The organism is Corynebacterium yudongzhengii, assembly GCF_003065405.1.
In the GTDB taxonomy this organism is placed as follows: Bacteria; Actinomycetota; Actinomycetes; order Mycobacteriales; family Mycobacteriaceae; genus Corynebacterium; species Corynebacterium yudongzhengii.
Genome location: NZ_CP026947.1, coordinates 511,027 through 537,482, shown reverse-complemented (window position 1 = coordinate 537,482; position 26,456 = coordinate 511,027). Strand labels below are relative to the sequence as shown.

21 protein-coding genes are annotated in these 26,456 nt (G+C 67.3%); 10 read left to right on the top strand and 11 right to left on the bottom strand.

The genetic code is table 11. From position 1 onward, the window contains the following. Positions 1–46: 46 nt before the first annotated feature. The 6 genes from betT to C3B44_RS02510 all read left to right on the top strand — a co-directional run bounded on the left by betT (position 47) and on the right by C3B44_RS02510 (position 8,532). The gene (betT, locus tag C3B44_RS02535; RefSeq protein ID WP_108430989.1) at positions 47–2,215 is read left to right on the top strand and encodes a choline BCCT transporter BetT; all 2,169 of its coding nucleotides are present in this window, start codon (positions 47–49) and stop codon (positions 2,213–2,215) included. Next, the gene (locus C3B44_RS02530; protein ID WP_108430988.1) at positions 2,215–3,696 is read left to right on the top strand and encodes an aldehyde dehydrogenase family protein; all 1,482 of its coding nucleotides are present in this window, start codon (positions 2,215–2,217) and stop codon (positions 3,694–3,696) included. The genes betT and C3B44_RS02530 overlap by 1 nt, the downstream gene beginning before the upstream one ends. Beyond that, positions 3,689–5,245 carry a GMC family oxidoreductase gene (locus C3B44_RS02525; protein WP_108430987.1) on the top strand — a complete coding sequence of 519 codons (1,557 nt, stop codon included), beginning with the start codon at positions 3,689–3,691 and terminating at the stop codon, positions 5,243–5,245. The genes C3B44_RS02530 and C3B44_RS02525 overlap by 8 nt, the downstream gene beginning before the upstream one ends. A 23-nt stretch (positions 5,246–5,268) precedes the next feature. Further along, complete coding sequence (locus tag C3B44_RS02520) at positions 5,269–5,679, top strand: DUF3151 domain-containing protein (RefSeq protein WP_108430986.1); 411 nt, start codon at positions 5,269–5,271, stop codon at positions 5,677–5,679. Between the two features lie 70 nt (positions 5,680–5,749). Next, a complete protein-coding gene (locus tag C3B44_RS02515) occupies positions 5,750–6,643 on the top strand; it encodes a sulfurtransferase (protein WP_108430985.1) in 894 nt (297 codons plus the stop codon). Between the two features lie 122 nt (positions 6,644–6,765). Further along, complete coding sequence (locus tag C3B44_RS02510; protein WP_108430984.1) at positions 6,766–8,532, top strand: acetyl/propionyl/methylcrotonyl-CoA carboxylase subunit alpha; 1,767 nt, start codon at positions 6,766–6,768, stop codon at positions 8,530–8,532. Here the strand turns inward: C3B44_RS02510 and C3B44_RS02505 are convergent. From C3B44_RS02505 to prpD, 5 genes are all read right to left on the bottom strand, one after another. Continuing rightward, the gene (locus C3B44_RS02505; protein ID WP_108430983.1) at positions 8,525–9,598 is read right to left on the bottom strand and encodes an HNH endonuclease signature motif containing protein; all 1,074 of its coding nucleotides are present in this window, start codon (positions 9,596–9,598) and stop codon (positions 8,525–8,527) included. The two genes, C3B44_RS02510 and C3B44_RS02505, sit on opposite strands and share 8 nt — an antisense overlap. 116 nt (positions 9,599–9,714) lie before the next feature. After that, positions 9,715–13,134 (bottom strand): pyruvate carboxylase, encoded by a 3,420-nt coding sequence (locus C3B44_RS02500; RefSeq protein WP_108430982.1) that lies wholly within the window; start codon positions 13,132–13,134, stop codon positions 9,715–9,717. 37 nt (positions 13,135–13,171) lie between these two features. Beyond that, positions 13,172–14,311 carry a bifunctional 2-methylcitrate synthase/citrate synthase gene (locus C3B44_RS02495; protein WP_108430981.1) on the bottom strand — a complete coding sequence of 380 codons (1,140 nt, stop codon included), beginning with the start codon at positions 14,309–14,311 and terminating at the stop codon, positions 13,172–13,174. 17 nt (positions 14,312–14,328) lie between these two features. After that, on the bottom strand, positions 14,329–15,267 hold the full coding sequence (gene prpB, locus C3B44_RS02490; protein WP_108430980.1) for a methylisocitrate lyase: 939 nt from the start codon (positions 15,265–15,267) through the stop codon (positions 14,329–14,331). Further along, a complete protein-coding gene (gene prpD / locus C3B44_RS02485; RefSeq protein WP_108430979.1) occupies positions 15,268–16,767 on the bottom strand; it encodes a 2-methylcitrate dehydratase PrpD in 1,500 nt (499 codons plus the stop codon). Positions 16,768–16,942: 175 nt separating this feature from the next. Here prpD and C3B44_RS02480 point away from each other — a divergent pair, with 175 nt between their 5' ends. Beyond that, positions 16,943–18,262: a short-chain fatty acyl-CoA regulator family protein gene (locus C3B44_RS02480; protein ID WP_108430978.1), complete on the top strand. Its 1,320-nt coding sequence runs from the start codon at positions 16,943–16,945 to the stop codon at positions 18,260–18,262. Here C3B44_RS02480 and C3B44_RS02475 read toward each other — a convergent pair. The 4 genes from C3B44_RS02475 to upp form a co-directional block, all read right to left on the bottom strand. Then, positions 18,259–19,665, bottom strand: a complete 1,407-nt coding sequence (locus C3B44_RS02475) for an NAD(P)H-quinone dehydrogenase (RefSeq protein WP_108430977.1) — start codon at positions 19,663–19,665, stop codon at positions 18,259–18,261. The two genes, C3B44_RS02480 and C3B44_RS02475, sit on opposite strands and share 4 nt — an antisense overlap. A 60-nt stretch (positions 19,666–19,725) precedes the next feature. Further along, the gene (locus tag C3B44_RS02470) at positions 19,726–20,904 is read right to left on the bottom strand and encodes an amidohydrolase (protein WP_108430976.1); all 1,179 of its coding nucleotides are present in this window, start codon (positions 20,902–20,904) and stop codon (positions 19,726–19,728) included. A gap of 76 nt (positions 20,905–20,980) precedes the next feature. Next, positions 20,981–21,361: a helix-turn-helix domain-containing protein gene (locus tag C3B44_RS02465; RefSeq protein ID WP_108430975.1), complete on the bottom strand. Its 381-nt coding sequence runs from the start codon at positions 21,359–21,361 to the stop codon at positions 20,981–20,983. A 38-nt stretch (positions 21,362–21,399) separates the two neighbouring features. After that, positions 21,400–22,035, bottom strand: a complete 636-nt coding sequence (gene upp / locus C3B44_RS02460) for a uracil phosphoribosyltransferase (RefSeq protein ID WP_108430974.1) — start codon at positions 22,033–22,035, stop codon at positions 21,400–21,402. Between the two features lie 65 nt (positions 22,036–22,100). Here upp and C3B44_RS02455 point away from each other — a divergent pair, with 65 nt between their 5' ends. The 3 genes from C3B44_RS02455 to C3B44_RS02445 are packed head-to-tail and all read left to right on the top strand — an operon-like array spanning position 22,101 to position 24,553. Then, complete coding sequence (locus C3B44_RS02455; RefSeq protein WP_108430973.1) at positions 22,101–22,391, top strand: hypothetical protein; 291 nt, start codon at positions 22,101–22,103, stop codon at positions 22,389–22,391. Beyond that, positions 22,388–23,299: a C40 family peptidase gene (locus C3B44_RS02450; protein ID WP_108430972.1), complete on the top strand. Its 912-nt coding sequence runs from the start codon at positions 22,388–22,390 to the stop codon at positions 23,297–23,299. The genes C3B44_RS02455 and C3B44_RS02450 overlap by 4 nt, the downstream gene beginning before the upstream one ends. 18 nt (positions 23,300–23,317) lie before the next feature. Next, positions 23,318–24,553: a hypothetical protein gene (locus C3B44_RS02445; RefSeq protein ID WP_108430971.1), complete on the top strand. Its 1,236-nt coding sequence runs from the start codon at positions 23,318–23,320 to the stop codon at positions 24,551–24,553. On the opposite strand, the gene uriH is transcribed toward C3B44_RS02445, so the two are convergent. Then, positions 24,550–25,488 carry a uridine-preferring nucleoside hydrolase UriH gene (uriH, locus tag C3B44_RS02440; RefSeq protein WP_108430970.1) on the bottom strand — a complete coding sequence of 313 codons (939 nt, stop codon included), beginning with the start codon at positions 25,486–25,488 and terminating at the stop codon, positions 24,550–24,552. The genes C3B44_RS02445 and uriH overlap by 4 nt on opposite strands. Next, positions 25,488–26,453 (bottom strand): amidohydrolase family protein, encoded by a 966-nt coding sequence (locus tag C3B44_RS02435; RefSeq protein ID WP_235840430.1) that lies wholly within the window; start codon positions 26,451–26,453, stop codon positions 25,488–25,490. Before C3B44_RS02435 ends, uriH begins: the two co-directional genes overlap by 1 nt. Positions 26,454–26,456 lie beyond the last annotated feature (3 nt).

Genomic DNA, 26,456 nt, shown 5'->3' with positions numbered 1-26,456 from the left:
TGATCCGGTTCTACTGGATTTCAACAACGGACAGGACTTTTGAGTTGTGAGTGCTTCTGCTTCTCACTCGGCATCCGCGGATACCGAGACACAGCCCGAACCGCAGAAGAAGAAGCGGTATTCGGCTGTCCACAAACCCGTATTTTTCATTTCGGCGGCGATGCTGACGGCGTTCGTCATCTGGGCGTGGCTCGCGCCCGAGCAGGCCGAGACCGTCATCTTCGGCTCGATGGACTGGATCGCCACGAACCTCGGCTGGTACTACGTGCTCACGGCCGCGGTGATCGTGGTCTTCGTGGTCGTCATCGCACTGTCGAGCTCCGGGCACATCAAGCTCGGCCCTGATCATTCGAAACCACGCTACAGCCTGTTCACGTGGGCGTCGATGCTGTTCGCGGCCGGAATCGGCGTCGATCTGATGTTCTTCTCGATCTCCGGGCCCGCCACCAACTTCCTCACCCCGCCGGACGTCGAGCCGCTTTCCGACGAAGCCGCCCGCATGGCCGCCGTCTGGACCATGTTCCACTACGGCATCCCCGGCTGGGCGATGTACGCCCTCATGGGCACCGCACTGGGGCTCTTCGCCTACCGCTACCACCTGCCGTTGAGCATCCGCTCCGCGCTCGCGCCGATCCTCGGCCGGCGCATCAAGGGCGCCGCGGGTGACGCGGTGGACATCGCGGCGCTGATCGGCACGATCTTCGGCATCTCCGTCTCCCTGGGCATCGGCGTGGTGTTCATCAACTACGGCCTGTCGCACATCTTCGACATCCCCACCAACCAGACGGTGCAGGTCGCGCTGATCGCGGTGTCGGTGTTTGTGACCATCTTGTCGACGGTCTCCGGCGTGGACAAGGGCATCCGCCGGCTCTCCGAGCTCAACGTCCTTCTGGCCATCGGGCTCATGGCGTGGGTGCTTATCACCGGTCGCTTCGCCGAGCTGATGTACGGGCTGGTGCAAAACATCGGCGACTTCCTCACCCGCCTGCCGACGATGCTCTTCGAAACCTTCATCTACACCGACGGCGCCGCCGACTACCCGGCGGATCAGTGGCTCGCCGACTGGACCCTGTTCTTCTGGGCTTGGTGGATCGCGTGGGCGCCGTTCGTCGGGCTGTTCCTCACCCGTATCTCCCGCGGCCGCACGCTGCGTGAGTTCATCCTCGGCGTGCTGTTCATCCCGCCGATGTTCATCGTTTTGTTCGTCTCCATCTTCGGCAACGCCGCGCTCATGGAGTTCCGCGACGGCAACGACGCCTTCCTCAACGAGGCCGTCGAACTGCCCGAATCCGGCTACTTCAACCTGCTTGCCGAATACCCCGGCGCCACCTTCCTCATCGCCATCGCGATCATCGTGGCCCTGTTGTTCTACATCACCTCCGCCGACTCCGGCTCGCTGGTGATGGCGAACATGTCCTCGCACACCACCCTCGAGGATTCCGACGGCTCGCCGATCCTGCGCATCGTCTGGGCCGTGCTCACCGGCGCGCTGACCCTCGTGATGCTCTTCATCGACGGCGTCTACACCACCCAGGCGGCCACCGTGCTCATCGGCCTGCCCTTCTCCTTGGTGATGTACGGGCTGATCTATTCCGTCTACAAGGCCCTGCGCGCCGAACGCCGCTCGCTGGCCTCGCAGGAGGCGGCGTTTGTCACCGCACTCGGCGAGCAGCCCTATAGCGCCGGCAGCAACTGGAAGGACCGGCTGACCCGCCGCATGAGCTTCCCCACCCAGGAGAAGGCCTTCGACTTCCTGCGCACCACCGCCACCCCCGCAGTCGCCGCAGTGGCCGACCAGCTGGATGATTTGGGCGTCGATATCCGCTACTCCAGCGGCGAGACCGCGGACGAGAACCTGCCGTTTGTCAACCTCTCGGCGCGCTTCCCGGAGCAGGAGGAGTTCAAATACGAGCTCTACCCCGTCGCGCACCCGATGCCGTCGTACGCCCCGCGTACCGACGCCGGACGTGACCAGTACTACACCGTCGAGGTATTCAACGCCCGCGGCACCCGCGGCCACAACCTCATGGGCTGCTCGAAAGACCAGGTCATCGCGGATGTTCTCAACGCCTACGAGTCGCATATGCAGCTCATGCAACGCGGCGGCGCGGCCGGGTCCTCCATCACCGGATTGGATACCGAGGCCCCCAACGACTGGGCCGACGCGGGTACGCTGCAGGGCGGTAACCCCGAAGAGGAAAGGACCGACAACTAGTGGACACGCTGTTTATCGACGGCACGTGGCAGCCCGCCACCGACAACGCCACCCGCACCATCTACTGCCCGGCCGACGGCAGTGAGGTCGGCGTCGTCTCCGAAGCCAGCGCCGCTGACGCCGAGCGCGCCATCATGGCCGCGCGCAAGGCTTTCGACTCGCGGGTGTGGGTCGACACCCCGGCCGCCGAGCGCGGCGACCTTCTCATCAAGGTCGCCGACGAGATCCTGCGCCGCAAGGACGAATTCGCCCGCGCCGAGGCCTTGGACACCGGCAAGCGCCTCGTCGAGGCCGAAGGCGACATGGAAGACATCGCGGGCTGCTTCCGGTACTTCGGCAAGATTGCGGACTCGCACCCCGGCCGGCTTGTCGACGCCGGCGACCCCTCCGTCCTCTCCCGCGTCGCGTACGAACCGGTGGGCGTCTGCGGCATGATCACCCCGTGGAACTTCCCGCTGCTGCAGGCGGCGTGGAAGATCGCGCCGGCGGTGGCGACGGGCAACTCTTTCGTCATTAAGCCCGCGGAGCTCACGCCGCACACCACAATTCTGATCCTTCAGGTCCTCGACGAGCTCGGCCTGCCGAAGGGCGTGGGCAACCTGGTCACCGGCGACGGCGCAAACGTCGGCTCGGTGCTCTCCTCGCACCCGGAGATCGATCTGATCTCCTTCACCGGTGGGCTGGCCACCGGCAAGATCATCGCCTCCGCGGCCGCCGAAGGGGTCAAGAAGGTCGCGCTCGAGCTCGGCGGGAAGAACCCGAACGTCGTGTTCGCGGACGCGGATTTCGACGCCGCCGTCGACAACGCCCTCAACGCCGGCTTCATGGACTCCGGCCTGGTGTGCTCGGCGGGCGCGCGGCTGATCGTCGAGGAATCCATCAAGGAGAAGTTCGTCGACGAGCTGGTGCGCCGCGCCGAAGACATCGTCTTAGGCGGGCCCTTCGACGAGGCCGCCGAAACCGGCCCGCTCATCTCGCGCGAGCACCGCGCCAAGGTCGCCGACTACGTGCGCCGCGGCGTTGAGGCCGGCGCCACGCTGCGCTGCGGCGGCGACTTCGGGCCCGAAAAGCTTGCCGACGGCTGCTTCTACTCCCCCACCGTCTTAGACAATTGCACCGCCGACAACCCGGCGGTCATCGAGGAGGGCTTCGGCCCCGTCATCACCGTCGAGACGTTTTCCACCGAGGACGAGGCCATCGCGATCGCCAACGACACCGACTACGGCCTCGCCGGCGCCGTGTGGACCTCGGATATGGGCACCGCGCACCGCGTCTCCGCCCGGCTGCAGCACGGCACCATCTGGATCAACGACTACCACCCGTACATCCCGCAGGCCGAGTGGGGCGGGTTCAAGAAGTCCGGCATCGGCCGCGAACTCGGGCCCACCGGCTTAGAGGAATACCAGCAGCCGAAGCACATCTACCACAACACCGAACCCGCCGTGACCGGCTGGTTCCCGCAGAAGGAGCACAATGACTGATACCCGCGCATACGACTACATCATCGTCGGCGGCGGCTCCTCCGGCGCCGCGCTCGCCGCACGCCTGAGCGAAGACCCCGAGATCACCGTCGCGCTGCTGGAGGCCGGCCCGCACGATAAGGACCACGACGAAGTCCTCACCCTCAAGCGCTGGCCCGAGCTGCTCGAATCCGGCCTCGACTGGGACTACCCCATCGAGCCGCAGGAAAACGGCAACTCTTTCATGCGCCACGCCCGTGCGAAGGTGCTCGGCGGCTGCTCGTCGCACAACTCGTGCATCGCGTTTCACACCCCGGCCGAGGACTTGAAGATCTGGGAGAAGCTCGGCGCCAACGGCTGGGGCCCAGAGGAGATCCTGCCGCTGATCAAGAAGCTCGAGACCAACGACCGCGACGGTGAGCACCACGGCCACGACGGCCCCGTCGAGCTGCGCTCCGGTACCGAGGACGACCCCGTCGGCGTCGCCGTGCTCGCAGCGTGCGAGCAGGCCGGCATCCCGCGGACACCGTTCAACGAGGGCGAGACCGTCACCCACGGCGCCGACTTCTTCCAAGTCAACCGTAAGGAGGATGGGACGCGGGCGTCGTCAAGCGTTGCCTACCTGCACCCCATCGCCGACCGGGAGAACCTCGACGTCCTCACCGACATGTGGGTCACCCGCGTGCTTTTCGACGACAACAACCACGCCACCGGCGTCGAGTACCGCGCCGATATCTTCAACCGGAAGGCGACGCTGCGCGCCAACCGCGAGGTCATCCTGTCGGCCGGTGCGATTAACACGCCGCAGCTGCTCATGCTCTCCGGCATCGGGCCGGCGGAGCACCTGCGCGAGCACGGTATCGACGTGCGCGTCGACGCCCCCGGCGTCGGCTCGAACCTGCAGGACCACCCGGAGGCCGTCATCAACTTCGAAACGAAGGTCCCGATGGTGCGCGATTCGACGCAGTGGTGGGAGATTGGCATCTTTACGCAGATCAACGAGGACGAAGACCTGCCGGATCTCATGATGCACTACGGTTCGACGCCTTTCGACATGCACACCGCCCGCGCCGGCTACCCGAGCGCCGAGGAGATGTTCGCGCTGACCCCGAACGTCACCCACGCGCGCTCCCGCGGCACCGTGCGCCTGCGCTCGGCCGACTACCGCGACAAGGTCGCCGTCGACCCGCGCTACTTCACCGACGACGAGGGCCACGACATGCACATCGCCGTCGAGGGCATCAAGCTGGCGCGCAAGATCGCGGGGCAGGAGGCGTTGAAGGATATCGTCAAACGGGAGCTCGCACCGGGGCCCGAGGTGAAGACCGACAAGGAGATCGCGGCATACGTCGCGAAGACGCATAACACCGTCTACCACCCGGCCGGCACCGTGCGGATGGGCTCGCTTGACGACGACATGTCCCCCCTCGACCCCGAACTGCGCGTCAAAGGTGTCACGGGGTTGCGCGTGGCCGATGCGTCGGTCATGCCGCAGCTGACGGCCGTGAACCCGAACATCACCTGCTACGTCATCGGCGAGCGCGCCGCCCAGCTCATCGCGGGAGACTAAGCACCTGACGTAGCCTGGGCAGCATGGAATTCAACGACCTGCTTGCCCCTGACCCCGTCGAGCTTCCCGAGGACCCGGCCCACGGCCACGACCTCGGGGAGGCCTCGACGGCTTTTTCTTTCCCCGCCTCCCCCGCCGTGTGGGCGCACAAGGCGGAACAGGCGCTCGCTCACGCCCACAGCGACGAGGAGAAGCTCATCGCCTACGCGTTCGCCCGCACCGGCTACCACCGCTCGCTGGATAGGCTGCGCGGCCACGGCTGGAAGGGCTGGGGACCGGTGCCTTTCGCCCACGAACCGAACCAGCCGGTGCTGCGTGCGATCGCCGCGCTCGCTAAAGCGGCGCGCCTGATCGGCGAGGACGACGAGTACGACCGCTGCCGGCAGATGCTGTCGGATGCGGATCCGGGGGGCGTCGAGAAGCTTCTCGACTGAGCCAGCGGTAACATAGACGGGTGACTGTAATTGCACCCACGTCGGGGCAGAAAGGTGACCAACGATAAACATGGCAGTCGAGTATGATCCTGCACCCGAGTTCGCTGAGTGGGCCCACCCGGAACGCGTCGTCTCCGCGTCGTGGCTGTCCGCGCGCCTCGGGATGGACGGGCTGAAAGTCGTCGAATCCGACGAGGATTCGCTTCTCTACAACATCGGCCACATCCCCGGTGCCGTGCGCATCGACTGGACCACCGAGCTCAACGACCCCGTCACCCGCGACTTCCTCGACGGCGAGGCTTTCGCGCAGCTCATGAGCGAAAAAGGTATCGCACGCGACGACACCGTCGTGATCTACGGCGACAAGTGCAACTGGTGGGCCGCCTACACGCTCTGGATCTTCGAGCTGTTCGGCCACCCGGACGTGCGGCTTCTCGACGGCGGCCGCGACGCCTGGATGGGCGAGGAACGTGACACCTCCTTCGAAGTGCCGTCCTACCCCGCCACTGACTACCCGGTGGTGGAGAGGGATGATTCGTCGATACGCGTGTTCTCCGACGAAGTCCTCGCCGCCTTAGAGAACGACACCCAGATCATCGACGTGCGCGAGAAAACCGAGTACCAGGGCGCCACCGAGGGCATGAAAACCAACGCCATGACCCCCGGCGTGCTGCGCACCGGCCACATCCCGAGCGCGCGGAACATCCCGTGGGACGGGTCCGTGCACCCGAACGCGCGCTTCCGCTCGCCCGCCGAGATCCGCGAGCGCTTCGCCGACCTCGACGCCGATGAGGACACGTTCGTCTACTGCCTGGTCGGCGATCGTTCCGCGCACACGTGGTTCACGCTGCGCTACATCCTGGGCTACGACAAGGTGCGCAACTACGACGGGTCCTGGGCCGAGTGGGGCAACATGGTGCGCGCCCCGATCGCCCGCGTCGACCGCCCAGATGACGAGTCCTGATACTTTTGTTGGCCTAACCTGGCGTTTGTTACGCTCGCGTAGGTTAAAACGCTGTAACATGCGAGACTTGAGCGAACACTCACGTTTTCGCGTGCACGAATACATCCAGGAGGGTTACGTAAGTGGCTGCAGAAACGAAGAAGATCACCAAGGTGCTGGTCGCCAACCGCGGGGAAATCGCGCTGCGCGTCTTCCGCGCCGCCCGCGACGCCGGCATCGCCTCCGTCGCGGTCTACGCCGAACCGGACGCCGACGCCCCGTTCGTCGCCTACGCCGACGAAGCCTTCGCCCTCGGCGGCCAGACCTCCGCCGAGTCCTACCTGGACTTCGACAAAGTCCTCGACGCCGCCCGCCGCAGCGGCGCCGACGCCATCCACCCCGGCTACGGCTTTTTGTCCGAAAACGCCGACTTCGCCCAGGCCGTCATCGACGCCGGGCTCATCTGGATCGGCCCGTCGCCGAAGTCCATCGCCGACCTCGGTGACAAGGTCACCGCCCGCCACATCGCCGAGAAAGCGAACGCCCCCATGGCCCCGGGCACCAAAGACCCCGTCGCGGATGCCGCCGAAGTCGAAGCCTTCGCCGACGCGCACGGCCTGCCCATCGCCATCAAGGCCGCCTTCGGTGGCGGCGGGCGCGGCATGAAAGTCGCCTATGAACGCTCCGAGGTCACCGAGCTCTTCGAATCCGCCACCCGCGAGGCCACGTCCGCTTTCGGGCGCGGCGAGTGCTTCGTCGAGCGCTACCTCGACCGCGCGCGCCACGTCGAGGCCCAGGTGCTGGCGGATCAGCATGGGAACGTGGTGGTCGTCGGCACGCGTGACTGCTCGCTGCAGCGCCGCTTCCAGAAGCTCGTCGAGGAGGCCCCCGCCCCGTACCTCACCGACGCCCAGCGCGCCTCCATCCACGAATCCGCCAAGCGTATCTGCCGCGAGGCCGGCTACTACGGCGCCGGCACCGTCGAATACCTCGTGGGTTCCGACGGCCTGATCTCCTTCCTCGAGGTCAACACCCGCCTCCAGGTCGAACACCCCGTCACCGAGCAGACCACCGGCATCGACCTCGTGCGCGAACAGTTCCGCATCGCCGAAGGCCAACCGCTGCGCTTCACCGAGGACCCGACCCCGCGCGGGCACGCCTTCGAGTTCCGCATCAACGGCGAGGACGCCGCCTCGAACTTCATGCCCGCCCCCGGCACGATCACCGCCTACTCGGAGCCGGCCGGCCCGGGCGTGCGCGTCGACTCTGGCGTGCGCCAGGGCTCCGTGATCGGCGGGCAGTTCGACTCGATGCTGGCGAAGCTGATCGTCACCGGCGAAACCCGCGAAGAGGCGCTGCAGCGCTCCCGGCGCGCGCTAGCGGAGTTCAACGTCGAAGGCTTGCCGACGGTCCTCCCCTTCCACCTCGCCGTCACCGAAGACCCGGCGTTCGTCGGCGATGAGGAAGGCTTCGGCGTCTACACCCGCTGGATCGAGGAGGAGTGGAACAACGAGCTCTCCCCGTACGTCGATCCCGCCGACAGCGACGACGAGAAGGCCCCGCACGAGAAGTACGTCGTCGAAGTCGACGGCCGACGCGTCGAGGTCGCGCTGCCGGCCGGGTTCGGCGTGAGCGGCCAGGCGCCGAAAAAGAAGAAGCGCAAGCGGGCGAAGGGCGGCAACGCGGCCGCGGCGTCCGGGGATGCGGTGACGGCGCCGATGCAGGGCAGCGTCATCAAGCTGTCGTGCGCCGAGGGCGACGAGGTGGCGGAGGGCGACGTCGTCGCGGTGCTGGAGGCCATGAAGATGGAAAACCCGGTCAAGGCCCACAAGTCAGGCACGGTCACCGGCCTGAAGATTCAGGAGGGCCAGCAGGTCAACAAGGGCGACGCGCTGCTGGAGATCAAGTAAAGAGCGTCTGCATCGCCCCGTACGGGTGGTGCTCGTTGGCCACGGCGTAGCCGCGCGGCGAGCGCCACACCGGCGCGCCGTCGATGATCTCGATGCGTCCGCGCCGCGGGTGGGCGGGGTCGTCGTCGTTCATGCGGTTGTGATAGCGGCACAGCACCGCCAAATTATCGAGGTTCGTCTCCCCACCCCGGCTCCACGCCTTCACGTGGTGGATCTCGCACATATCGGCCGCGCACCGGCAGTCCGGCACCGGGCAGACGGTCTGGGTGGCGCGCACCAAATCGCGCTGTTTCTGGTTCGCCAGCCTTTTCGTGCGGTACAGGTTGACCGCGCCTTCCTTCGGGTGGAAGGTCGCCGCCTCGAGGCCGTATTCCTCCGTGGCGTAGCGCTGGAGGAATTCGGCGCCGGTGACGGTGGTGCCGTCGGTGAGCCCGAGGATGGTCTCGTCGCCGTCGCCGCGGATGATCTTCGTCCACTCCGGCAGCGGGATCAGCAGCAAGGGTCTGGGGACGGCGCGGGGTACGCCGGTGCCGTCGCCACGCATGAGGTCTAAGAAGGCCTTGAGCATCTGCGGAGCGGCGGGTTTCGACGGGTCGATCTCCCGGCTCACCGCGTGCTCCAGATCGGCGAGGTCGCGTTCGTCGGCGGTGACGGTCATGGTGCGCTTGCCGTCGCGCGAGCGGGAGAAGCGCACCTGGCTGCGCCGCGGCTTCTTCTTGCCCGGCACCAGCCGCTTCGCGAGGCGCGCGAGGGCCTGGTAGTCACCCTGGGCGTCGAGGAGCTGCAGGCGCAGCTTCGCCCGCGTACGCGCCGATTTCACGGGCTTCAGGCGGCGCTCGATGAGCGCGAGCTGGTCAAGCGAGAAACCCCGCCGGCGCGCCTTCTCGGCGGCCTGGCGCTGCTTCTGGCGGGAGTGGGTGGGGGCGAAATAGACGTCGTAAAGCCCGGCCCACGCCCGCACCCGCGCGGGATCGAGGCCGGCGTCGAGCGCGGCACGGCGGTCGAAGCCGGCGAGCGTGTCGAGCGCGGAGCCGCTCAAGGCTTGGAGAAGTGTCTGGAAGGTCATGGCTCGCACGCTAAACGGATCGCGCGCGGCATGCAGAAAGGGCTGTGGATAACCCCGCCCGCAGGTGAGTTATCCACAGCCCGTCCATGATGCGCTGGAGAAGCGCTGCGCCGGCGCTAGGAGATCACTACAATAAGGTCCCCTCCTTCGACCTTCGTGGCCTCCTTGAGGGCGACGCGCTCGATGGTGCCGTCGATCGTCGCGGTGATCGTGGCCTCCATCTTCATCGCCTCGATCGTGGCGACCGGGTCACCGGCCTTGACCTTATCGCCGGCGTCGACGGTCACGTTCACCACGCCGGCGAAAGGCGCCGCGACATGGCCGGACTGGCTCGGATCCGCCTTCTCGACCTCCGCGACCGTCGACTCGACGTTGCGGTCGCGCACGCTCATCGGGCGGATCTGCCCGTTGACCACCAGCACGACGTTGCGGCGGCCCTTCTCGTCGGGTTCGCTGACGGCGTCGAGACGCACGACCATCGGCGTCGGCTTCTTGCCCGCCTCGCCGTAGCGGATGACCGTCTCCACGCCCTCCTCGAGGCCGTAGAAGAACACGTGGTCCTCCAGGCGGTCGGTGTTGCCGTAGGAGCGGCGGTGCTCGGCGAGTTCCTCGGCCTGCTTCGGGAACATCAGGCGGTTAAGCGCGCCGCGCCGCACCGCGCGATCCTCCGAGGTGAGGTTTTCGGCTTCGGCGGGTGGGACGTCGACAAGCGACTGCTGGCCCTGGCCGCGGCCCTCCAGGATCTTCTCGGTAATCTCCGGCCAGCCCCCGGGCGGCACGCCGAGCTCGCCGCGCAGGAAGGAGATGACGGAATCGGGGATGTCGTAGCGGTGCGGGTCCTCGGCGAACTCGGTGGGCGTCGCGCCGGCGCCGACCAGGTAGAGCGCGAGGTCGCCGACGACCTTCGACGAAGGGGTGACCTTCGTCGGCCGGCCCAGGATCTCGTTGACGCCAGCGTAGGTGTCCTCGATGAGCTCGAAACGATCCGCCAGGCCGAGTGCCTCCGCCTGCGTGCGCAGGTTGGAGAGCTGGCCGCCGGGGATCTCGTGGCGGTACACGCGCCCCGTCGGGCCGGGGATGCCGGACTCGAAGGGTGCATAGACCTGGCGCACGCCCTCCCAGTAAGGCTCCAGCTCGGAAACCGCGCTGAGCGAAATGCCGGTGTCCTTCTCCGTGTTGGCAAACGCCGCGACGATGGCACTTAACGACGGCTGCGACGTCGTCCCCGCCAACGGTGCCGAGGCGCCGTCGACGATGTCGGCGCCCGCGTCGGCCGCCGCCAGGTAGGTGGCCAGCTGGCCGCCGGCGGTGTCGTGGGTGTGGATGTGGATCGGGAGGTCGAAGCGCTCGCGCAGGGCGGTGACCAGGCGGCGGGCCGCCTCGGGGCGCAGCAGGCCGGCCATGTCCTTGACCGCCAAGATGTGCGCGCCGGTGTCCACGATCTTCTCGGCGAGGCGCAGGTAGTAGTCGAGGGTGTAGATGTCCTCGTTCGGGTTGGCGAAGTTACCGGAGTACGCCATCGCGACCTCGGCGACGCTCGTGCCGGTCTCCAGCACGGCGTCGATGGCGGGGCGCATCTGGTCGACGTCGTTGAGCGCGTCGAAGATGCGGAAGATGTCGATCCCCGACTCCGCCGCCTCCTGCACGAACGCGCGGGTCACGCTCTCCGGGTAGGGCGTGTAGCCGACCGTGTTGCGACCGCGCAGCAGCATCTGCAGGTTGACGTTGGGCATGGCTTCGCGCAGGGCGTCGAGACGCGCCCACGGGTCCTCGTAGAGGAAGCGCATGGCGACGTCGTAGGTCGCCCCGCCCCAGGCCTCCACGGAGAAGAGCTCCGGGGTGAGCTGGCCGGTGGCCACGCCGGCGTGGATGAGCGTATCCGTGCGGATGCGGGTGGCCAGCAGCGACTGGTGGGCGTCGCGGAACGTGGTGTCGGTGATGCCGAGCGCCTTCTGCACGCGGATCTTCTCGGCGAACTTCTTCGGGCCGAGCTCGAGGAGGTCGTTGCGGGAGCCGCGCGGCGGTTCCTTGTCGATGTCAATGTGCATCAGCTTGCGCCACGGCTGCAGGCGGGTGGGCAGCTCGCCGTTGGGCTTGTTCACCGTGACATCGGCGACGTAGTCGAGGATGCGGTCGTTCTCGTCCGAGGCCGGCGGGGCCTCGAGCAGGTGGATGTGGTCGGCGATGAAGCTGGTGCTGATGCGGTTGTGCTGGAAGTCCTGCTCGCGCAGAAGGGCGCGCAGGAAGCCGATGTTGGTCTGCACGCCGCCGACCTCGAACTCGTTGAGCGCGCGGCGGGCGCGGTTGACGGCGATGGCGAAGTCCGCGCCGCGGCACGTCATCTTGACCAGCAGCGAGTCGAAGTTCGGGGTGATTTCGGTGCCGACGGAGACGCTACCGTCGAGACGCACGCCCGCACCGCCCGGCGAGAAATACGAGGTGATCACGCCGGAGTCGGGGCGGAAGCCGTTGTGCGGGTCCTCGGTGGTCACGCGGCACTGCAGCGCGGCGCCGGTCAGCTCGATGGAATCCTGGGTAAGGCCCAGATCCTCCAGCGAGGCGCCGGCGGCGATGTGCAGCTGCGCCTTGACGATGTCGACGCCCGTGACCTCCTCGGTCACCGTGTGCTCGACCTGCACGCGCGGGTTCATCTCGATGAAGACGTGGTTGCCCTGCTCGTCGACCAAGAACTCGACCGTGCCGGCGCCCTGGTAGTTGATGTGCTCGCAGAAGTGCACGGCGTCGGCGCAGATGCGCTCGCGCAGATCATCGGTGATGTGCTGCGCCGGGGCGATCTCGACGACCTTCTGGTGCCGGCGCTGCAGCGAGCAGTCACGTTCGTAGAGGTGGATGACGTTGCCGTGGGAATCGGCGAGGATCTGTACCTCGATGTGCTGCGGGTTGATGACGGCGGTTTCGAGGTAGACGTGGCCGTCGCCAAACGCGGCCGCCGCCTCGCGCGAGGCCTCCGCGGCGAGCTCGCGTACGTCCTCCGGCTTCTCGATGAACCGCATACCGCGGCCGCCGCCACCCGCCACGGCCTTGACGAACACCGGGAAGGTGAAGTCCTTGGCCATTTCGGCGAGCTCGTCCGGGTCCTCGGAGGTCTTGGAGTCCTTGAGCACCGGCAGGCCGGCCTCGGACGCGGCGTTGACCGCGGCCGACTTATCGCCCGTCAGATCCAAGGTCTCCGGGGTGGGTCCGACGAACGTGATGCCGTTGTCGCGGCAGGCGCGCGCGAGCTCGGCACGTTCGGACAAGAACCCGTAGCCCGGGTAGATGGCGTCGGCGCCGGTCTTCTCAGCGGCCCGGACCATCTCGTCGATGTCCAGGTACGCCTTGACCGGCTGGCCTTCCTGCCCGATGCGCACGGCCTCGTCGGCAAACGGGCGGTGGAAGGAGTTGCGGTCCTCGCGCGGGTAGACGGCGACGGTTTTCGCCCCCGTCTCGAAAGCCGCGCGGAAAGCACGGACAGCGATCTCGCCACGGTTCGCGACGAGCACCTTCTCGAATGATGGCAGGTTGGCATTAGCCACGGTGAATCCCTTCTATGATACGGCGCTTATAACCAGTCTATTTCTCCACGTGGCGCTCGTCGGGACCGTTGTAGGCAGAAAGCGGACGAATCAGAGAATTATTCTCGAACTGCTCGATGATATGCGCAGTCCAGCCGGTGATTCGGGACATCACGAACAGCGGGGTGAAGAACGGGATGTCGAAGCCCATGATGTAGTACGAGGGCCCGGACGGGAAGTCCAGGTTCGGGCGGATGTTGATCGAGGTGTTCTCGTACATGGTCTCGGCCATGATGTCGTACATCTCGACCCACTTCTCGGTGCCCTCGTGCTCGCTGGCGAGCTTGCGGAAGGCGGCTTCCATCGTCGGCACGCGGGAGTCACCCTTCTTGTAGACGCGGTGCCCAAAGCCCATGACCAGCTCCTTGTTGGCGAGCTTGTCCTTGCACCACTGGGCGGCGCGGGAGGGGTCGCCAACCTCGATCATGTTGTGCATGACGGCCTCGTTGGCGCCGCCGTGCAGCGGGCCCTTCAGCGCGCCGATGGCGCCGACGATCGCGGACCACGCGTCCGAGAGCGTCGAGGTGATCACGCGGGCGGTGAACGTCGAGGCGTTGAACGAGTGCTCGGCGTAGAGGATCATGGACTTCTCGAAGCACTCGACGTCGCCCGGCTTGTTCAGCGGGGAGTCAGGCCCGTCGCCGAAGACCATCCAGAGGAAGTTCTCGGTGAAGCCCAAATCGGTGCGCGGGGCGACGTAGCCCTCGCCGCGGCGGCGGCGGATGTCGAGGGCGACGATCGTCGGGATCTTCGACAGCAGGCGGCGGGCGATCTTCTGGATGTGCTCGGTGCTGGGGGTGAAGTGCTCCTCGTCGTAGGTGCCGAGGAAGGAGATCGCCCCGCGCAGCACGTCCATCGGGTGGCAGTCCTTCGGCATGGACTCGACGACGTCGATGGTCGCCTGGTCGAGCTCGCGGCCGCTGTGGCATTCCTTCTTGAACTGGGCGAGCTGCTCGTCGTTGGGAAGCTCACCGTTCCACAGCAGGTAGGCGACCTCCTCGAAGGTGCAGTTCTCGGCGAGCTCGTGGACCGGGTAGCCGCGGTAGAGCAGCGAGTTGGTCTCCGGGTTGACCTTGGAGATGGCGGTGTAGTCGGCGTAGACGCCGGCGAGGCCCTTCTTGATCTCGGGTGCAGTCATGGCAGTTGTTCCGTCCTTTACTTGTCGGTGTCGAAGGTGGGTTGGTAGGTGTCCGCGGAGTAGGTGAACACGTCCTGGTCGAAGGCGTTGTAGTCGGCGTAGCGGACCAGTTCGTAGAGCCGCGAGCGGTGCTGCATGCGATCCAGCCACCCGGTCTGGGTGCCGGTCTCGCCGATGTCGCGCAGCGCCTCTTCCACGGCGCCCATGGCGATGCGCAGCGTGGTCACCGGGTAGATCACGGCGTTGTAGCCGAGGTCCTGCAGCTGGCTGGCGCTCATGAGCTCGGTCTTGCCGAACTCGGTCATGTTCGCCAGAAGCGGCGTGTCCACTGCTGCGCGGAACTTCTCGAAGTCCGCCGGCGAGTACAGCGCCTCGGTGAAGATGAGGTCGGCGCCGGCGTCGGCATAGGCCTTGGCGCGCTCGATCGCCGAGTCCAGCGACTCGACGCCGGCGGCATCGGTGCGGGCACAGATGATGAAGTTCTCATCGCGGCGCTCGTTGGCGGCGGCGGTGATGCGCCGGACCATCAGTTCGGTCGGCACGACCTCCTTGCCGTCGAGGTGCCCGCAGCGCTTCGGGTTGACCTGGTCTTCGAAGTGGCAGCCGGCCAAGCCCGCGTCTTCGAATTCGCTGACGGTGCGCGCCGCGCTCATGGGTTCGCCGAATCCGGTGTCGGCGTCGACCAGCACCGGGAGGCTGGTCGCGCGAGTGATCTGGCGAGAGCGATTCGTGACCTCGGTGAGCGTCGTCAAGCCGATATCCGGCAGGCCAAGCTCGTTGGCCACCACGGCGCCGGAGATGTAGACGCCCTCGAACGAGCCGATGTCTTCGATGAGCTTCGCGGTCAGCGGGTTGAACGCGCCCGGCAGCTTCTGGATCGTCCCGGAGTTCAGCGCCTGGCGGAATTCGCGGCGGATCTCCGCGGGGGTTTTCGTGGAATTGAACAGTCCGGCCATTTACAGCAGTCCCTCCGGGGTTTCGGGTGCACGGTGGAGTACGTCCTCGCTGACGGTGAAGTTGAGCTCCGTCAGGTTGGTGAGGTTCTCGACGTTCTGCGCCGCCTCCAAGAAGCGGTCCTGTTCGGCGTCATCGATGATGCCTTCGGCGAGCTCGCGGAACTTCGCGATGTACTGCTCGCGCGCGAACGGGCGGGCGCCGCCGGGGTGGGCGTCGGCGAGCGCGATCTCGTCGACGATCTCGGTGCCGTCCTTGAGCGTGATCACGGCGCGGCCGCCGAAGGCCTTCTCGTCCGGGTCGGTGGACAGGTAGCGCTTCGTCCACGCCGGGTCCTCGACGGTGGAGATCTTGTGCCACAGCTCGACGGTCTCCGGGCGGTTGGCGCGCTCCGGGGCATAGGAGCGCTCGTGGTGCCAGGTGCCGTCTTCGAGGGCGACGGCGAAGATATACATGATCGAGTGATCGAGCGTCTCGCGCGAGGCGTGGGGGTCCATCTTCTGCGGGTCGTTCGCGCCGGTGCCGATGACGTAGTGGGTGTGGTGCGAGGTGTGCAAGACGATGGAGTCGATCTGCGAGAAGTCGTCGATCTGCTCGCGCATGCGGCGGGCTAAGTCGATGATGGCCTGGGCCTGGTATTCGGCGGAGTGCTCCTTGGTGAAGGTGTCCAGGATGGCGTGCTTCGGCTCGCCTTCGGCCGGCAGGGGGATGGTGTAGGAGGCGTCGGGGCCGTCGAGAAGCCAGGCGATCACGCCGTCCTCGCCCTCCCAGATCGGCGCCGGGGCGCCTTCGCCGCGCATGGTGCGGTCGATGGCTTCGATGGCCATCTTGCCGGCGAACGCGGGGGCGAAAGCCTTCCAGGAGGAGATCGCGCCCTTGCGCGACTGGCGGGTGGCGGTGGTGGTGTGCAGCGCCTGGCCAATGGCCTGGTAGATGGTGTCCACGTCGAGGTGCAGCAGCGTGCCGATACCCGCGGCGGCCGAGGGCCCGAGGTGGGCGACGTGGTCGATCTTGTGCTTGTGCAGGCTCATGCCGCGTACGAGGTCGACCTGGATTTCGTAGCCGGTGGCGATGCCGCGCACGAGGTCGGCGCCGGTGGCGCCGCTGGTCTGGGCGGCGGCGAGGATGGCGGGGATGTTGTCGCCGGGGTGCGAGTACTCCTCGGCGAGGAAGGTGTCGTGGAAGTCGAGCTCGCGCACGGCGGTGCCGTTGGCCCAGGCCGCCCATTCGGCGGAGAAGAGGCCGTGGGTGCCGAATACGGTCGCGCCCTTGCCTTCCACGGGGTGGGCTTGCGCTTGTCGACGGGCCACCGTCACCGGGCGCCGCGTCAGCGAGGCGGCGGCGACGGAGGCGTTGTCGATGATGCGGTTGATGATCATCTCGGTCGTCTCGGCGGGTACGGCGACGGGGTCGGCGGCGACGCGGGCGATCTTGTAGGCGAGGTGTTCTTCGTAAGGGAAGTCCTCGGCCGAGCGGTGGGTGCGGACGGTGTGGTCGATCACTGTGGTGCGGCTCCTTCTTCGTGCTTGGCGACGCGCGTTGTCTGCCGGCCAGCCTAATCACGAAAATGTGCCGCAGGTCACTGCAAAAGGTGTTAAATTATGTGGCGTCACACTGGTAAATTTGTGAAAACTGTGGAAACTGCAGTTCAGTACGGAATCAGGAGATGTTGAGACCATGGCGAAACTCTTCGCGGGGGGACGGATTCGCACACTTCGGCGGGGCGCGGAACTGACGCAGACGGAGATGGCGCGTCGGCTAGATATCTCGACGAGCTACCTCAACCAACTCGAAAACGACCAACGCCCGCTGACCGTGACCGTGCTGATGAACCTGGCGCGCAGCTTCGACGTCGATCCCACGTTCTTCTCCGAAGACGCCGACGCCCGCACCGTCGCCGCCCTGCACGAGGCGCTCCCCCGCGTCCCGGCCGAGCAGCTCAGCGACCTCGCCGCGCGCTACCCGCATATCGCCGAGGAACTCACCGACCAGCTACACACCCCGAATCAGGACCCGGGCGCCTACGCCCTGGTGCGCGATTACTTCTACGAGACCCGCAACTACATCCACTCGCTCGACACCGCCGGCGAGCAGCTCGCGGCCGATCTCGGCTCGATGCAGCTGCGCGTCGGCCGGCTCGCCGACCGCTTGGAGCGCGACGCCGGGGTGACCGTCAACTTCCGCGGCGACGTCACCGGCCCGGCCCGGCACTTCGATCGCGCCACCCGGGCGCTGACCCTGCGCACCGGGCTGCGGCACACGCAGCTGTGCTTCCAGATGGCCCTGCAGTACGCGCTCATCGTCCACGACGAGCACTTAGGCGAACTCGCCGCCGAACTGCCCACGGAGGAATCCCGCGAGATCGCCCGTTTAGGGCTGGCGCAGTACTTCGCCGCGGCGGTGACCCTGCCGTATACCGAGTTTCTGCAGCGGGCGGAGGAGACGCGTTATGACGTCGAAAAGATCGCCTACCACTTCTCCGCCAGCTTCGAATCCACCAGCCACCGGCTTTCCTCACTGCAGCGCCCCGGCGCGCGCGGGGTGCCGTTCTTCTTCGTGCGCACCGACCGGGCGGGCAACATCTCGAAGCGGCAGTCGGCGACGGGGTTCCACTTCTCCCGCAGCTCCGCAACGTGCCCGCTGTGGGTGATCCACCGGGCGTTCGAGACCCCGGCGCGGGTGACCCGGCAAGTCGCCTCGATGCCGGACGGGCGGAGCTATCTGTGGGTGGCTCGCTATGTCGCAGCGCCGGCGCGCGGCTTCGGCAAGCCGCGCAAGGAGTTCGCGGTGGCCCTAGGCTGCGACCTCGACCAGGCGCACCGGCTGGTATATTCCGACGGTCTCGAGCTCACCGCCGAGGCCGCCACCCCGATCGGGCCGGGGTGTACGGCGTGCCCGCGCCGGCACTGCCCGCAGCGGGCGTTCCCGGAGGCGGGCAAGACGGTCGTCGTCGACTTGGAGACGGGTTCCGAAGAGCGCTACCTCACCCGCGACTAGTCGAGCACGTCGTGCTGGATCAGCCGGCGCGCCGCCTCGGTGATCGAACCGGACAGCGAGGGGTAGACCGAGAAGGTATCGGCCAGCTCGTTGACGGTCACCGAACGCGAGACCGCCAGCGCCAGGGTGGTGATCAGCTCGGAGGCTATCGGCGCGACGATGACGCCGCCGATGATCGTGCCCGAGCGGCTCGAGCAGAAGAGCTTCACGAAACCGCGGGACAGCGAACGCATCTTCGCCCGCGGGTTGGAGGCCAGCGGCAGGGTGATGGCGCGGGCTTGGACGTCGCCGTCGGCAATTTGCTTTTCGGTCACGCCGATCGCGGCGATCTCGGGGCGGGTGAACACGGCCTGCGCGACGGTCTTCATGCGCAGCGGCTGCACGCTATCGCCCAGCGCGTGGTTCATGGCGATGCGCCCCTGCATGGCGGCCACCGCCGCCAGCGGCATGGAGTTGGTGCAGTCGCCGGCGGCGTAGATGCCGGGGACGTTGGTGCGCGAGACGCGGTCGACCTCGATGTGGCCGGATGCGGTGGTCTCCACCCCGGGCTTGTCCAGGCCAAGCGCCTCAGTGTTCGGGATGGAGCCGATCGACATCAAACAGTGCGAACCGCGGATCTCGCGGCCGTCCTGGGTCTTCACGATCACCCCGTCGCCCGTGTTCTCCACGCTTTCGACGCGGGCGTCCTTCTCCAGGTTCACGCCGCGCTCGGCGAGGACCTCCTCGAGGACGTCGGCGGCATCCGCGTCGTCGTGCGGCAGGATGCGATCGCGGGAGGCCACCATCGTGACCTTGACCCCGAGCTCGGCGAAGGCGGAGACAAACTCCGCGCCGGTGACACCCGAGCCGACGACTACCAGGTGTTCCGGCAGCTCGGTGAGATCGTAGATCTGCTGCCAGTCGAGGATGCGCTCGCCGTCGGGACGCGCGCCCGGCAGCACGCGCGGGTGGGCGCCGGAGGCGAGCAGCACGATGTCGGCATCCAGGTCGCGGGTGGTGCCGTCGGGCTCTTCGACGGTGACGGTGTGGATGAGGCTGTTCTTCTGCTCCTTCGTAAAGGAGCCGCGGCCCTTGATCACCGTCACCCCGGAGTCTTTCATCTGCTTCGAGATGTCCTCCGACTGCCGGCTGGCGAGCTCCGCGACGCGCTTGTTCAGCGCGGTCAGCGACAGATGGGTCGCGCCGATGCCTTCGTTGAGCCCCATGTCGTCGGCGCGGCGCAGGTCGGTCTTGATGTTCGCGGCCGCGATGAAGGATTTCGACGGCACGCAGTCGAGCCGCACCGACGCGCCGCCCATACCGGAGTCTTCGACGACGGTGATCTCCGCACCGTTGGCGGCACCGACCAGCGCCGCCTCATATCCGCCGGGGCCTCCACCAATGATGACGATTCTCTTCTTCACTGTGTCTCAGCCTCCACCAAAAGATTTTTATTCCGGGTGAGACTCTACCTGTTCTCGTCTTTACGCGCGCTGTTCCGGTACCGCGCAGTACTCGTCGATGACGGCGGCGAACAACCGGGCGCCGACGAAGATCGCGTTTTCATCTACCACCAGGTCCCCCTGGTGCAGGTCCTGGCGATCCCCCTCGCCGGACCAGCAGCCCAGCCGGGCCATAGCGCCGGGCACGCGCTCCAAGTACCAGGAAAAGTCCTCCCCGCCGGAGGACTGCGGGGCCTCGACGACGGCCTGGGGGTCGCCGGAGCGTCCCGCGGCGGCGAGCAATGAGGTGGCGACGTCGTCGTTAAGCACCGGCGGCACCCCGCGGTGGTAGGTCAGTTCGTAGCTACAGCCCGTCGGGGCGAGCACCTGGCCGATGAGCTCGCGCAGCAGCGGCTCGAACGTGCGCCAGGTGGTGTGATCGGCGGTGCGTAGGGTGCCGGTGATCCGCCCGGTCTCCGGGATGGCGTTGGGGGCATAGCCGGCGTCGACCTGGCCGAACACCAACACGGTGCCGCTGCGCGGATCAACCCGGCGCGAGAGCAACGCCGGCAGCTGGGTGGCTAGGGCGCCGAGGGCGTAGATGACGTCGGCAGATAGATGCGGGCGCGAGGAGTGCCCGCCCGGGCCGTGGACTTCGAGTTCGATGATGTCGGTGGCGGAGGTGATCGCGCCGGTGCGCACGCCGATGCGCCCCACGCGCAGCTTCGGCTCGACGTGGACGGCGAAGATCGAGCTCACCCCTTCAAGACCGCCCCAGGCGATGACGTCTTCGGCGCCGCCGTCGACGATCTCTTCGGCCGGCTGGAAGAGCATGCGCACGCCGTGCGGGAGATCGGCATCGGCCAGCGCGCAGGCTAGCGCGAGGACGATCGTGGTGTGCACGTCGTGGCCGCAGGCGTGTGCGACCCCCGGGTTGAGCGAGGAGCATTCGAGGCCGGTGACCTCGGTGATCGGCAGGGCGTCGATGTCGGCGCGGAAGGCGATGCGTTGGTCGGTATCAGGGCCGATGTCGACCATGAGGCCGGTGGTGGGAAAGAGCACCGGCTCCAGGCCGTGGGCGCGCAGCACGGTGGCGAGAAACTCCGTGGTCTGGCGCTCCTGGTTGGACAGCTCGGGGTGGGCGTGCAGGTGGCGACGCCAGCCGATGACCTCGTCGCGGTGGGTGGTGAGCCAGTCGTCGACAAGCGAGGCAATCGACATGTTCGCGGCCGTCCTTTCACTGTCTGCGGGCAGAAGTGCTTATCGCAGAGAGTGTAATACTAGACCAAGCGGTTCACTAATCCTCGCCGGCCGGCGCGGCGTATTCCGGGGCCTCGCCCGGCTCGGCGAGCGTGATGAACGCCTCCGAAAAAGGCCGCAGAGCAGGGCCTTCATTAGAGCCCGGCGGGCAGAACTGGCCGACTTTCTCCCCCGAGGCGGGCAGCAGCTTGCTCGGCGGGATATCGAGCACCACCGCCAGCCGGTAGATGGTGGAGATCACCGGGTCGATCGAGCCGTGGCGGTTGTTCTCGTTGCGCTCGAGGTTCGAGACCTGGTTGCGCGACAAGCCGGCCAGCTCGGCGAGCCGCGCCTGGCTTAGACCCCGGGCCAGCCGCACCTGACGCAGCCGACGCCCCAGCGCATGCGCGTAGCTCGACCAGTGCGGCCAGTGCTTCATCAGCCGATTCCCCCCTTGTTCTCGGGGACGAGAATACCTTAAAGGTCAATGTTGCGGGGCCCGTACAGGCGGTCGCCGGCATCGCCGAGACCGGGCACGATGTAGGCGGCCTCGTTGAGTGCGGGGTCGATGGTGGCGGTGACGAGGCGGACGGGGACCTCGGCGTCCGCGAGCGCGTCGACACCCGGCTGGGCCGAGACCACGCACACCGCCGTGATATCCCGCGCGCCGTGCGCGGCGAGCAGGCGGATCGCGTGCAACAGCGAGCCGCCGGTGGCCAGCATCGGGTCGACGAGGAAGACGGGCTGGTCGGTGAGGTCGTCGGGAAGCGCCTCGAGATAAGGCACCGGCTCGTGCGTCTCTTCGTTGCGCGCGAGCCCGATGAACCCGACCTGGGCGTCCGGGATCATCGACAGTGCCGGATCCACCATGCCGAGCCCGGCGCGGATCACCGGCACGATGATCGGCGGTTTCTTAAGCCGCGTGCCCTCCGTCTTGGCGACGGGCGTGACCACCGGGAAACGGTCCACGGGCAGGTCCCGGGCGGCCTCGTAGATGAGCATCGCGCCGAGATCGTTGAGCGCGGAGCGGAAGCCGGAGTTGTTGGTCCTCTCGTCGCGCAGGATCGTCAGGCGGGAGGCGGCAAGCGGGTGATCGACCACGGTGATGTCCATGGACCTCATGCTAGGCGATCAAGTACTGCGGGAACCGAATTCGACGCTGCGCGGTCTTAAGGGATATGCCACATCTCGACATCGATCCCGCCCGTACCCGCCAACTCGCCCACGAGCTACGTGCCGCCGCGCACGCCACCAGCTTGAGTTCCTTCACCCCACCCCCACTCCCCTTAGGCCCGGGAGGCATCAGCGAGCTCGCCCGCGCCACCGCGGCCGCCGCCGCGGCGCTCCACCGGCGCTCGGCGATCATCTCCGCCCACCTCGATGCCCTCGGCGTCGACGGTGAAACCTTCGTCAGCGCCGTCGAGCATTCCGACGAGCGCCTCGCGCGCGGCTGGGAGGCGCAAGCATGAACGAGATCGTCTCCACCCTCAAACACCTCGATGCCCTGCGCCCGCCGTCGCTGCCCGCGTTCGAGGTGCCCGCACTGCCGGATCTGGCGGCGCTTCACCCGCTGGCGGAGGCGATGAACGGTGAGACTTCGCTTATCGACGACACCCTCCGCCACCACGGCCTCCAGCGCGCCGATCTCACCCGCCTCGTCTCCTCGGCCGCCGCCCCGGTGCGCTCCGCCCAGCAGGACCTGGTGGCACTCGGCATGAGTTTCCTCCAGCGAGCCTTGCCGCTGGCGGCGGCCGCGCTGATGCCGGATCCGGCAGCAGCGCTATCGGCGCGTGCGGAGCTGATGCGCCTGGCCACCAACACCGCCCAGGAGGCCCTCGCCCACCTCGGCCAGCTGGAAGGAGATCTGCGCCCGATCATCGCGGATCTGGACTCCTTAGCCGCCGGGGACGACCCCGAGCTGCGCACCACCCCGCAGATGGCGGCGGAAGAACCCCCAGAGCCGGTCCGCGTCGAGCCGGCGGCGCATGTGGAAGAACGTGTCGTCGATAACCCGGAGGACGCCGGCGATGCCGCGGCCGGGCAGCGCGCCGTCGATGCCGCGTTGACGCAGCTCGGCCGGCCCTATGTCTGGGGCGGTACCGGCGAAAACGGCTTCGACTGCTCCGGGCTGACCCAGTGGGCCTACCGGCAGGCCGGCGTCGAGATCCCGCGGACCGCGGACCAGCAGGCCGTCGGCACCCAAGTCAGCGCGGAGGAGCTTCAGCCCGGCGACCTCGCGGTGTGGGACGGGCACGTGGCCATGTACATCGGCGACGGGCAGATGGTGGAAGCCGGCGACCCGGTGCAGACCAACCCTGTGCGCACGAACAACATGGGCATGGCATTCCAGGGCTTCTACCGACCCACCGCGCAGTAGCTAGTACACTTTTCGCTCATGAGCACCCGCGCGATCGTCCCCGTTAAGCTGTCGCTGTACTCCGGTGATGTCTACACCCTCTGGGCCCCGACCTGGACGGAACACGGCACTGACTGGCAGGCCTTCTTGGGCGATAGCGAGCACATCCTCGCCTTCCACTCGGTCGAGGAGCTGCTGTTGTACATCGAGACGAACGAGCGCCACGATCTCACCAGCCACCCGGAGTGGAAGAGCTTCAACCAGCGCCCGGCTCACCGCGTCGTGCCGGGCAAGAAGGATTACTACGACATCGTCGGCGTGCCGGAGGCGCTCGCCGGGCGGGCGTCATATGAGAACGTCTCCACCACCTCCGGGGTCTTTGAGATCGCCGCCGCGCTGGCTAACGTCGGCGCGGCCGAGGACGCGAGCATCTTCTTCTCCTCGCACTCTGTGCTGCGCAACGTCCACCGCGGCGCCGAGCACTACTCGGGGCCGGAAGGCCCAAAGGAGTGGACAGCGGTGGGGCGCGCGGTCGTCGATAATTGGGAGAAGGTGTGCGAGTCCCTCGACGAGGCAGTGCGTATCGTCGAGACCGACTTCAGCGACGAGCGCATAGCCGATGCCGCCGGGCGCATTTCCAACGCCTCCGCCGAGGCCGAGGCCGCCCGCAAGGAGGCCGAGGAACGCCGCCGCGCCGAAGCCGAGCAGGCCGACCCTTATGACAACTCGCTGTGGGCGACCGCCGGCATCGACCCGGTGAAGGTGATCATCCAGGGCAAGGCCGTCTACACCTTACGCACGTATCTCGACGGCAACCCGGTGTTTTTGGGCCGCTTCGGCGAGATCTTCGCCTTCCCCACCGCCAAGCAAATGCTGCGCTGGATCATGGAGCACGACGAACACGATCTGGCCCGCATGTCCACCTGGGAGGAGATCTCCACGGCGGCAACCGGCGGCGAGCTCGAGGTCACGGTCCACGACGACAACGTCTACTCCTTCCAGGGCATCGCCGACGACATCCTCAAGGGGCCGGACGCCGTCGATACGCAGCAGATGAACCGCGCCTACGAGGTCATGGCCGACGCCGCCGACTGGGCCGGCGACGACTCGTTGAACTCTTTCCTCCTGGCCAACCCGCGTTTCCAGGACTACTTGTCGTACATGCTCGGCGCGACGGATTCCTCCGGCTATGTGCCCTCGAAGCCCTATGACGATAAGGCGCAGAGCTGGCGGGAGCTGGAGGATATCCTCATCAAGCGCTTCTCCAAGTTCTAGCTGAGCGCCTTCACCGCGTCGAGGACGAGATCCCAGAACTTCCGCCAGTCGAGATCCACCGCGACCTGCGTGTGGCACTCGGCCGGCGCCGGGGCGCGGAAGTCCGCCACGGTCATGCCGGCGGTGTGCTCGCCGCGCAGCTCCACCTCGAGCGGCGCCTTGCGCACGCTGACCACCTCCGGGTCGATGAGGTAGGCGATGGTGCAGGGATCGTGCACCGGCGGGTTATCGAAGCCCTGGGCGTTGCGGTAGTTCTCCCGGAACGCGCCGAACAGCGCCACGACGAACTGTGCCACCGGCCCGCCGAGGGCAGTTAGTTCCGCTTCGATCTCTTTCGTCGCCAGCGCCTGGTGGGTGAGATCGAGCCCGACCATCGTCACCGGCCAGGGCTCGTGGAACACGATGTGGGCGGCCTCGGGGTCGATGCTGATGTTGAACTCGGCGACCGCCGAGAAGTTGCCCGTATGGTAGCCGCCGCCCATGAGCACCACCTCGCGCACGCGCTCGACGATGCGCGGCTCCTTGCGCACGGCTAAGGCGATGTTGGTGAGCGGGCCCGTGGGCACGAGGGTGATCTCGCCCGGCGCGTGGCGCATGATCGTATCGATGAGGAAGTCGACGGCGTGGGCGCTTTCCACCGTCACATCCGGGGTGGGCAGGTCGTAGCCGTGGATCTCCATGCCGCTATCGCCGTGGATGTCGGCGGCGGTGCGCATGGGGCGGAGCAGCGGGCGGGTGCACCCGGCGTGGATGGGGGCGGTGATGCCGGCGATCGTCGCGACCTGGCGGGCGTTGAACGTGACTTTCTCTAAGGTCTGGTTGCCGCCGATCGTCGTAATGCCTACCAGCTCGATCTCCGGGTTGCCGGCGGCGAGCAGCATCGCCACCGCGTCGTCGTGGCCGGGGTCGCAGTCGAGGATGATCTTGCGGGGCATTATTCCTGCTCCTCGTGGTCGTGGTGGGCCTCGGCGAAGGCGGCGTCCTCGTTGTAGGCGCCGGTGAGTTCCTCGTAGGCGGGCAGGATCGTCTGCGCCATGATCTCGTGGCGGCGCGGGGTGTCCACGAACGCGTGCTCGAGGGCGGTGCGGGTGAGATCGAAGAGCTCGTCGTAGCCGTAGTCGAAGGTCTCCACCAGGCGCATGAGCTCGTCGGTGACGGTGGGCTCCGCGTCGGCCGGGTTGACGGTGACGGTGAAGCCCATCTGCTGCAGCAGGGTCAGCGGGTGGTCGGCGAACTCCTCGACGACGCCGAGGGCGACCTCCTTCGTCGGCGCGAGCTCGAGGCAGATGCCGCGGTCGCGCACCCAGGCGGAGGTCTCTCCGGCGGTGATGCCGCTGGTGTCGACGGAGAAATCCTCAAACACCCGCCCGGCCAGCCCGAGTCGCTGCGCCCCGGCGGCCACGGCGGTGGCGATCGCCTCGACGTCCCCGCGCGCCCCCGCATCGATGGTCACCGGGATATATGCGGCGCGCAGCCGGCCGAGGACCTCGGCGTGCGCTTTCAGGTCGGCCGCCTCGGTCAGCGCCACGCCGACCACGGCGCGAGGGTCGTCCGCGTGCCGACGATACGCCACCACCGCATCGCCCACCCCTTCTGTATCGGCGATGATGAGCAGCCGGGCGTCGATATACTCCTGCGCGCGCACGCCCCGCGCGGCGGCGGCGAGCACCTGGGCGTTATCCACCGCCTCCGCCTCGGCGGGGTTGAGGCGGATTTCGGCATAAGCGACGTGATCGTTGGCGAGGGCGGCGACCACCTCGCGCACGGCCGCCTCGACGTCGCCCTCGCCGCGGGCGCCGGCGATGTTGACGCTGGTGTTGAGCACGACCTTCGGCAACTCGGCGACCTGGGCGGGATCGACCTGCTTGTTATTGGGACTGATATTCGGCGCGTTGTACATGCC

Coding starts and splice junctions, on each gene's coding strand:
- C3B44_RS02525 (WP_108430987.1), top strand. CDS start 3,689: ATGACTGATACCCGCGCATACGACTACATCATCGTCGGCGGCGGCTCC.
- C3B44_RS02520 (WP_108430986.1), top strand. CDS start 5,269: ATGGAATTCAACGACCTGCTTGCCCCTGACCCCGTCGAGCTTCCCGAG.
- C3B44_RS02515 (WP_108430985.1), top strand. CDS start 5,750: ATGGCAGTCGAGTATGATCCTGCACCCGAGTTCGCTGAGTGGGCCCAC.
- C3B44_RS02505 (WP_108430983.1), bottom strand. CDS start 9,598: ATGACCTTCCAGACACTTCTCCAAGCCTTGAGCGGCTCCGCGCTCGAC.
- C3B44_RS02495 (WP_108430981.1), bottom strand. CDS start 14,311: ATGACTGCACCCGAGATCAAGAAGGGCCTCGCCGGCGTCTACGCCGAC.
- prpB (WP_108430980.1), bottom strand. CDS start 15,267: ATGGCCGGACTGTTCAATTCCACGAAAACCCCCGCGGAGATCCGCCGC.
- C3B44_RS02480 (WP_108430978.1), top strand. CDS start 16,943: ATGGCGAAACTCTTCGCGGGGGGACGGATTCGCACACTTCGGCGGGGC.
- C3B44_RS02470 (WP_108430976.1), bottom strand. CDS start 20,904: ATGTCGATTGCCTCGCTTGTCGACGACTGGCTCACCACCCACCGCGAC.
- C3B44_RS02465 (WP_108430975.1), bottom strand. CDS start 21,361: ATGAAGCACTGGCCGCACTGGTCGAGCTACGCGCATGCGCTGGGGCGT.
- upp (WP_108430974.1), bottom strand. CDS start 22,035: ATGGACATCACCGTGGTCGATCACCCGCTTGCCGCCTCCCGCCTGACG.
- C3B44_RS02455 (WP_108430973.1), top strand. CDS start 22,101: ATGCCACATCTCGACATCGATCCCGCCCGTACCCGCCAACTCGCCCAC.
- C3B44_RS02450 (WP_108430972.1), top strand. CDS start 22,388: ATGAACGAGATCGTCTCCACCCTCAAACACCTCGATGCCCTGCGCCCG.
- C3B44_RS02445 (WP_108430971.1), top strand. CDS start 23,318: ATGAGCACCCGCGCGATCGTCCCCGTTAAGCTGTCGCTGTACTCCGGT.
- uriH (WP_108430970.1), bottom strand. CDS start 25,488: ATGCCCCGCAAGATCATCCTCGACTGCGACCCCGGCCACGACGACGCG.
- C3B44_RS02435 (WP_235840430.1), bottom strand. CDS start 26,453: ATGTACAACGCGCCGAATATCAGTCCCAATAACAAGCAGGTCGATCCC.